The organism is Micromonospora sp. NPDC050695, assembly GCF_040654415.1.
GTDB lineage: Bacteria > Actinomycetota > Actinomycetes > Mycobacteriales > Micromonosporaceae > Micromonospora.
Window position 1 is genome coordinate 1 of record NZ_JBFAHZ010000097.1, and the last position, 8,181, is coordinate 8,181.

An 8,181-nucleotide genomic window follows, 5' to 3' on the forward strand; every position below is an offset into this window, starting at 1 on the left:
CGGACACGGGCATCCAACCACCCGACCCGAAACGCCACTAGCGTCACCGACCCGACCCCGCGACAGCTTGCTCGTTACCGACCCGCGCTCCTAGCGGTGAACCGGGCGGGTCGTCGCCGGGGAAATCGCTTTCGGCGCGTCGGCGCGCGCCCTACCGTCGGCGGCATACGCGGCACCGGGACGTCGGACGGAGGTGGTGATCATGCCGGCCGTGACACGCGTGTTCCGCCATCACCCGTTTCGACACCGATGAGGATGCCATGACGATCGATCTGACCGCCCTCGGCTGGGACGCCGAGCGCGCGGCGTACGGCACCCGGCGGGGTGAGCACCGACCGGCCCGGGTGGCCCGGGTGGACCGCGGGGTCTGCACGGTGCTCGCCGCCTCCGGCCCGGTCCGGGCCAGCCTGGGCGGAGCGGTCCTGGCCGCCGCCGCCCGGGATCCCTCCACGCTGCCCTGCGCGGGCGACTGGGTGCTGCTCGGGCAGTGGCCCGACGGCCGCGTCACCGTCGAGGCGGTGCTGCCGCGGCGGGCCGCGCTGATCCGCCGTACCGCCGGTAAGGACGCCAGCGGCCAGGTGCTGGCCGCCAACCTCGACGCCGCCGCCGTGGTGGAGCCGGTGCACCCGGAGCCGGACGTCGGCCGCATCGAGCGACTGCTCGCCCTGGTGCACGAGTCCGGAGCCCGGCCGCTGGTCGTGCTGACCAAGGCCGACCTCGCGGCCGACCCGGGCGCGCTGGCCCGGCAACTCGCCGCGGTCGCACCCGGTGTGCCGGTGCTGCCGGTCAGCGCCGAGCGCGGCGTCGGGCTCGACCCGCTGCGCGCCGAGGTGGCGCCGGGTCGCACCCTCGGCCTGCTCGGGCCGTCCGGTGCCGGTAAGTCGAGCCTGGTCAACGCCCTCGCCGGTGCCGTGATGATGCCCACCCAGGCGATCCGGCGGGTCGACGGCAAGGGTCGGCACACCACCACCTGGCGGGCGCTCGTACCGATCCCCGGCGGCGGTGCGGTGATCGACACGCCCGGGGTACGGGCGGTCGGCCTGCTCGACGGCGTGACGGGGCTCGACCGGGCGTTCGCCGACATCGCCGGGCTGGCCGAGGGCTGCCGGTACGCCGACTGCGGGCACGACGGCGAGCCGGCGTGCGCCGTCCGCGACGCGCTGCGCACCGGCGAACTCTCCACCCGTCGGTGGGAGAGCTGGCGGCGGCTGCAGGGTGAGGTGGCGCACGAGAGCCGGCGGCGGGAGGCGCGCACGGCCGCCGAACGACGCGGTGGGTGGCGCTCGGCCCGACGTCGGGCGGCCCGACCGCCGGCGCCCGGCGGCTACTGAGCCCGGCGGTGCGTGCCGCGCTCGCGGGCGCGCGGCCAACCGGGCTGAGCTGGGGGAATGTGCGGGCGCGGGAAACTGTCGTACCTCGGGGCTAGAGTTGCCGAGGCGTGATTTCCGCGCCCGCACAACCGCTCAGAATCACTCCAGAGCGGGACAGATCCTCCGCATCGTCTTCTCCCGGGAGTACACGCACCGTGGCCGACCGACTGATCATCCGTGGCGCGCGCGAGCACAACCTGCGTGACGTCAGTCTCGACCTGCCCCGGGACGCGCTCATCGTGTTCACCGGGCTGTCCGGGTCGGGCAAGTCGAGCCTGGCCTTCGACACGATCTTCGCCGAGGGGCAGCGGCGCTACGTCGAGTCGCTCTCGTCGTACGCCCGGCAGTTCCTCGGCCAGATGGACAAGCCCGACGTCGACTTCATCGAGGGCCTGAGCCCGGCCGTCTCGATCGACCAGAAATCCACCTCGCGCAACCCGCGTTCGACCGTCGGCACCATCACCGAGGTCTACGACTACCTGCGCCTGCTCTACGCCCGCATCGGCGAGCCGCACTGCCCGGTCTGCGGCGAACGGATCTCCCGCCAGAGCCCCCAGCAGATCGTCGACCGGGTCCTCGCGATGACCGAGGGCACCAAGTTCATGGTGCTCGCCCCGGTCATCCGCGGCCGCAAGGGTGAGTACGTCGACCTTTTCGCCGAGCTGCAGGCCAAGGGCTACGCCCGTGCCCGCGTCGACGGTGTGGTGCACCCGCTCACCGAGCCGCCGAAGCTCAAGAAGCAGGAGAAGCACACCATCGAGGTGGTGATCGACCGGCTCACCGTCAAGCCGAGCGCCAAGCAGCGGCTGACCGACTCGGTCGAGGCCGCCCTGGGCCTGTCCAGCGGCCTGGTGCTGCTCGACTTCGTCGACCTCCCCGAGGGCGACCCGGACCGGGAGCGCCGCTACTCCGAGCACCTGGCCTGCCCCAACGACCACCCCCTCGCCATCGAGGATCTCGAGCCCCGGGTCTTCTCCTTCAACGCCCCGTACGGCGCCTGCCCGGAGTGCACCGGCCTGGGCACCAAGAAGGAGGTCGACCCGGAGCTGCTGGTCCCCGACCCGGAGCGCACCCTGCGCGAGGGCGCCATCCAGCCCTGGTCCACCGGGCACAACCTGGAATACTTCCTGCGCCTGCTGGAGGCGCTCGGCGACGCCCAGCACTTCACCGTCGACACCCCGTGGCGGGCGCTGCCGGCCCGGGCGCAGAAGACGATCCTGCACGGCTCCGACGACCAGGTGCACGTGCGGTACCGCAACAAGTACGGCCGCGAGCGCTCCTACTACACCGGCTTCGAGGGTGTGGTGCAGTGGATCGAGCGCCGGCACTCCGACACCGAGTCCGAGTGGTCCCGCGACAAGTACGAGGGCTACATGCGCGACGTGCCGTGCGCGGCCTGCGGCGGTGCCCGGCTCAAGCCCGAGGTGCTCGCCGTCACCCTCGCCGGCAAGAGCATCGCCGAGGTCTGCAACCTGTCCGTGGGCGAGTGCGCCGACCTGCTCGCCGGCATCGAGCTGACCGACCGGCAGAAGATGATCGCCGAGCGGGTCCTCAAGGAGATCAACGCCCGGCTGCGGTTCCTGCTCGACGTCGGCCTGGACTACCTCTCCCTGGACCGGCCGGCCGGCACCCTGTCCGGCGGCGAGGCGCAGCGCATCCGGCTCGCCACCCAGATCGGCTCCGGCCTGGTGGGCGTGCTCTACGTGCTCGACGAACCGTCGATCGGGCTGCACCAGCGCGACAACCACCGGCTGATCGAGACCCTGATCCGGCTGCGCGGGCTGGGCAACACGCTGATCGTGGTCGAGCACGACGAGGACACCATCCGCGTCGCCGACTGGATCGTCGACATCGGGCCCGGCGCGGGCGAGCACGGCGGCAAGATCGTGCACAGCGGGTCGGTGCCGGCCCTGCTGAAGAACAAGGAGTCGATCACCGGCGCGTACCTGTCGGGTAAGCGGTCGATCCCGACGCCGAAGTCGCGCCGCCCGCAGGACGCGGCCCGCGAGCTGGTGGTGCACGGAGCGCGGGAGCACAACCTGCGCAACCTGACGGTGTCGTTCCCGCTGGGTCAGCTGATCGCCGTCACCGGGGTCAGCGGCTCGGGCAAGTCGACGCTGGTCAACGACATCCTGTACGCGGTGCTGGCCAACCAGATCAACGGCGCCCGGTTGGTGCCCGGCCGGCACACCCGGGTCGCCGGCCTGGAGCACGTGGACAAGGTCGTCGGCGTGGACCAGTCGCCGATCGGCCGGACGCCGCGCTCCAACCCGGCCACCTACACCGGCGTCTGGGACCACGTCCGCAAGCTCTTCGCCGAGACCACCGAGGCGAAGGTCCGCGGGTACGGTCCGGGCCGGTTCTCGTTCAACGTCAAGGGTGGGCGCTGCGAGGCGTGCTCCGGCGACGGCACCATCAAGATCGAGATGAACTTCCTGCCCGACGTGTACGTCCCCTGCGAGGTCTGCAAGGGCGCCCGGTACAACCGGGAGACGCTGGAGGTGCACTACAAGGGCAAGACCGTCTCGGACGTGCTGGAGATGCCGATCGAGGAGGCCGCCGAGTTCTTCTCCGCCATCCCGGCCATCCACCGGCACCTCAAGACGCTTGTCGACGTCGGCCTGGGCTACGTACGCCTCGGCCAGCCCGCGCCGACGCTGTCCGGCGGTGAGGCGCAGCGGGTCAAGCTCGCGTCCGAGCTGCAGAAGCGTTCCACCGGGCGGACGGTCTACGTGCTCGACGAGCCGACCACCGGCCTGCACTTCGAGGACATCCGCAAGCTGCTGATGGTGCTGGAGGGCCTGGTCGACAAGGGCAACACGGTGATCACCATCGAGCACAACCTCGACGTGATCAAGACGGCCGACTGGCTGATCGACATGGGCCCGGAGGGCGGCCACCGGGGCGGCACCGTGCTCGCCACCGGCACCCCCGAGGAGGTGGCCGAGGTGGCCGAGAGCCACACCGGCCAGTTCCTGCGCCAGGTGCTCACGCTCGACGGCGAGGCCAAGGGCGCGGCGGCGGCCACGACCCGGGCCGCCAAGGCCAACGGCACGACCAAGGCGCGGGCCAGCCGTAAGGTACCGGCCGCCGCACGCTGACCTCGGCCGGGCTTGGCCGGTTTTTGTGCGGGGCGGGTCCGGTCGGGCCCGCCCCGTCCGCATTTCCCGGGTCGGACAGGCGGCGCGATGAACCATCCGGCACAGTTGCCCGTGTGAAGAAGTGTGGCCGGCTCTCGGACCGGCGCAGCGGGCTAGAGAGAGGCGAGGCATGAGTGACGATCAGGCGCTGACCGGTCCCGGTACGCAGACCCGTCGAGCCCTGCTCACCGGTGTCGGTGCGGTCGGTGCGGCCGTCGTCCTGGCCGCCTGCGGCAGCGACGACGGCAGCGGCAGCGACGCACCCACCAGCGGTGGCCCGGCGGTGCCCAGCACCGGTGACGCCGGCGGCGGCGACCGGCAGAACGCCCAGTCGCTGGCCACCACCGCCGACATCCCGGTCGGCGGCGGCAAGGTCCTCGCGGCTGAGGGCGTGGTGATCACCCAGCCCGCCGCCGGTCAGTTCAAGGGCTTCAGCCCCATCTGCACCCACCAGAACTGCCCGGTCACGAACGTCGACGGCGGCACCATCAACTGCACCTGTCACGGCAGCAAGTTCTCGATCGAGGACGGCTCGGTGAAGGCCGGGCCGGCCACCAAGCCGCTGCCGCCCAAGGACATCAAGGTCACCGGAGACCAGATCTCCCTCGCCTGACGCGCTGATCGACTCGGGCTTCGTGGCCGGGGTGTCCGGCGACACCCCGCCGTCCCCGCAGCCCGAGTTGATCAAGCGCTGACCGTGGGGTGTCGGGAGTGCGGACTAGGATTGTCGGTGTGGCTGACCCCTCGACCTACCGTCCCGCACCCGGCACCATCCCGGAGTTACCGGGGGTCTACCGCTTCCGTGACGGCACCGGCCGAGTGATCTACGTCGGCAAGGCGCGAAACCTGCGCAGCCGGCTCAACTCCTACTTCGGCGACGTCTGGAACCTGCACGAGCGCACCCGGCAGATGGTCACCACCGCCGAGTCGGTGGACTGGATCACCGTCGGCACCGAGGTCGAGGCGCTCCAGCAGGAGTTCACCTGGATCAAGCAGTACGACCCCCGGTTCAACGTCCGCTACCGCGACGACAAGTCGTACCCCTACCTGGCCGTCACCCTCAATGAGGAGTACCCGCGGCTGCAGGTGATGCGCGGCGCCAAGCGCAAGGGCGTGCGCTACTTCGGGCCGTACTCACACGCCTGGGCCATTCGGGAGACCCTCGACCTGCTGCTGCGCGTGTTCCCTGCCCGGACGTGCTCCGCCGGGGTGTTCAAGCGGGCCGGCCAGGTTGGTCGCCCCTGCCTCCTCGGCTACATCGGCAAGTGCTCGGCGCCGTGCGTCGGCTCCGTCTCCGCCGACGAACACCGCGCCATCGTCGACGGTTTCTGCGACTTCATGGCCGGCCGCACCGACACGATGGTCCGCAAGCTCGAACGTGAGATGACCGAGGCGAGCGAGCAACTGGAGTTCGAACGGGCCGCCCGGCTACGCGACGACGTGGCCGCGCTGCGCCGCGCCATGGAGAAGCAGACCGTGGTGCTGGGCGACGGCACCGACGCCGACGTGGTCGCGTTCGCCGACGACCCGCTCGAGGCGGCCGTGCAGGTCTTCCACGTCCGTGACGGCCGGGTCCGTGGCCAGCGCGGCTGGGTGGTGGAGAAGACGGAGGACCTGACCACCGGCGACCTGGTGCACCACTTCTGCACCCAGGTGTACGGCGGGGAGCACGGCGAGAGCGACGTACCCCGGGAGTTGCTCGTGCCCGAGCTGCCGGCGGACGCCGACGCGCTGGCCGAATGGCTCACCACCCACCGGGGCAGCCGGGTGTCGCTGCGGGTGCCGCAACGCGGCGACAAGCGGTCTTTGATGGAGACCGTCGAGCGCAACGCCAAGGACGCGTTGGCCCGGCACAAACTCAAGCGATCCGGTGACCTGACCACCCGGGGCAAGGCACTGGACGAGATCAGCGAGGCGCTGGACATGCGCACCTCGCCGCTGCGCATCGAATGCTTCGACATCTCCCAGATCCAGGGCACCGACGTGGTGGCCAGCATGGTGGTCTTCGAGGACGGGCTGCCCCGCAAGAGCGAATACCGGCGGTTCATCGTCCGAGGCGCCACCGACGACCTCTCCGCGATGTCCGAGGTGCTGCGCCGCCGCTTCGCCCGCTACCTGGACGCGCGGGCCGAGACGGGCGAGGTGGGCGTCGAGTCGACCGACGACCCGGCCGCCCCGGCCGACGCCGCCGAGCCGCAGGTCGGCGTCCTGATCGACCCGACCACCGGACGGCCGCGCAAATTCGCGTACCCACCCCAGCTGGTGGTCGTCGACGGCGGCGCCCCGCAGGTCGCCGCCGCCGCCCAGGCCCTCGCCGACCTGGGCATCGACGACGTGGCGCTCTGCGGGCTCGCCAAGCGACTGGAGGAGGTGTGGCTCCCCAACGACGAGTTCCCGGTCATCCTGCCGCGCACCTCCGAAGGGCTCTACCTGCTGCAACGGGTCCGCGACGAGGCGCACCGCTTCGCCATCACCTTCCACCGGCAACGCCGCTCCAAGCGGATGACCGAGTCGGCACTGGACCACGTACCCGGCCTGGGAGAGGTGCGGCGCAAGGCCCTGCTGCGGCACTTCGGTTCGCTTAAGCGACTCTCCGCCGCCACCGTGGACGAGATCACCGAGGTGCCCGGCCTGGGTCGGCGCACCGCCGAGGCGATCCTGGCCGCCCTCGACAAGGACGCGCGGGCCGACGACGGCGCGGAAGCGACACCCACCACCTGAGCACTGCCGCTCGCTCTGCCGGCTGGGACCGGCCAATCAGCTCACGCCGACTGTCCTCGCTCCGCCCCCTGATGGGGCGCGTCGCGTCGCGCCACGCATGATCGCGCTCGATCCTGGATGTAGTGGCCTCGTCGTCGCGGGGTGGGGCCTGTTTCCTGGATCGAGCACGATCATGGGCGGGTACCCCGGCCGGATGCGGGTGGGAGTGGGCGAACGGTGGAGGCGGGCATGATCCACTCGCCTTCCTTGATGTCGGGGTATCTCCCGCACCCGGACACCCCGCTTTCACGGAACTCGAGTCGATCGCGCCGCGCCACGGCCGCCGTGTTGTAGCCGCCAGGGATGATCGCGCTCGATCCTGGATGTAGTGGCCTCGTCATCGCGGGGTGGGGCCTGTTTCCTGGATCGAGCGCATCTTGGTCTTCGGGCGGGTCGCGGCTGGACGTGGTCGGGGTGGCGCGGGGTGTCCCCGGATCGGTGACCACCCACTGACGGGCCGAGTTGGGTGGGTCGCGAGGTGCGGATCCCTGGAGCCCGTTGCCCGGCGACCTCCGCAGACTCGTGGCACGGTCGCCACTCGTGGTCTGGTCGCGCTCGTCTGCGGTCGGGACCGTCCGCGGCGGGACCGTCTGCGGTCGGGATCCCTCGGGGAGGTTGCTGCCTGATCCTGTCGGTTGGCAGCGGCCTCCCGGGTGGTGCGCGGATCTTGGGTGCCGCCTGTTTGCGTGGTGTGGTGCCGGGTGTCTGGTTCTGGATGGGGTCTGCGGTGGTGGGGTGTCGGGTTTGGGGTGGGGTGTCGAGTGACCGGGGGCATCGCGGTGGTGGAATCGGGGGCCGGGCGGGGTCGTTATACCTGGCATGCCACCGCGACTTCGGTCGCTGGTGTGCGGGCGGTCGCTGGGAACACCGGCCTGACCGCCCCGGGTTACCCCCCGGTTACATCCCCCGGC

4 protein-coding genes are annotated in these 8,181 nt (G+C 71.3%); all 4 read left to right on the plus strand.

Features of this window, described 5'->3' with window-relative positions; genetic code table 11:
- Positions 1 to 260 precede the first annotated feature (260 nt).
- Positions 261 to 1,331, plus strand: a complete 1,071-nt coding sequence (rsgA, locus tag AB0H52_RS31075; protein WP_151489470.1) for a ribosome small subunit-dependent GTPase A — start codon at positions 261 to 263, stop codon at positions 1,329 to 1,331.
- 194 nt (positions 1,332 to 1,525) lie between these two features.
- Entirely contained in the window at positions 1,526 to 4,471 is a 2,946-nt protein-coding gene (gene uvrA, locus AB0H52_RS31080) for an excinuclease ABC subunit UvrA (protein ID WP_151489471.1), read from the plus strand.
- Positions 4,472 to 4,640: 169 nt separating this feature from the next.
- The gene (locus AB0H52_RS31085; RefSeq protein ID WP_151489472.1) at positions 4,641 to 5,123 is read left to right on the plus strand and encodes a Rieske (2Fe-2S) protein; all 483 of its coding nucleotides are present in this window, start codon (positions 4,641 to 4,643) and stop codon (positions 5,121 to 5,123) included.
- A gap of 119 nt (positions 5,124 to 5,242) precedes the next feature.
- Positions 5,243 to 7,231: an excinuclease ABC subunit UvrC gene (gene uvrC, locus AB0H52_RS31090; protein ID WP_357951834.1), complete on the plus strand. Its 1,989-nt coding sequence runs from the start codon at positions 5,243 to 5,245 to the stop codon at positions 7,229 to 7,231.
- Positions 7,232 to 8,181: the final 950 nt, after the last annotated feature.

Excerpts from the sequence above, each read along its gene's own strand:
- AB0H52_RS31085 (WP_151489472.1), top strand. The coding sequence starts at position 4,641 with ATGAGTGACGATCAGGCGCTGACCGGTCCCGGTACGCAGACCCGTCGA.
- rsgA (WP_151489470.1), top strand. The coding sequence starts at position 261 with ATGACGATCGATCTGACCGCCCTCGGCTGGGACGCCGAGCGCGCGGCG.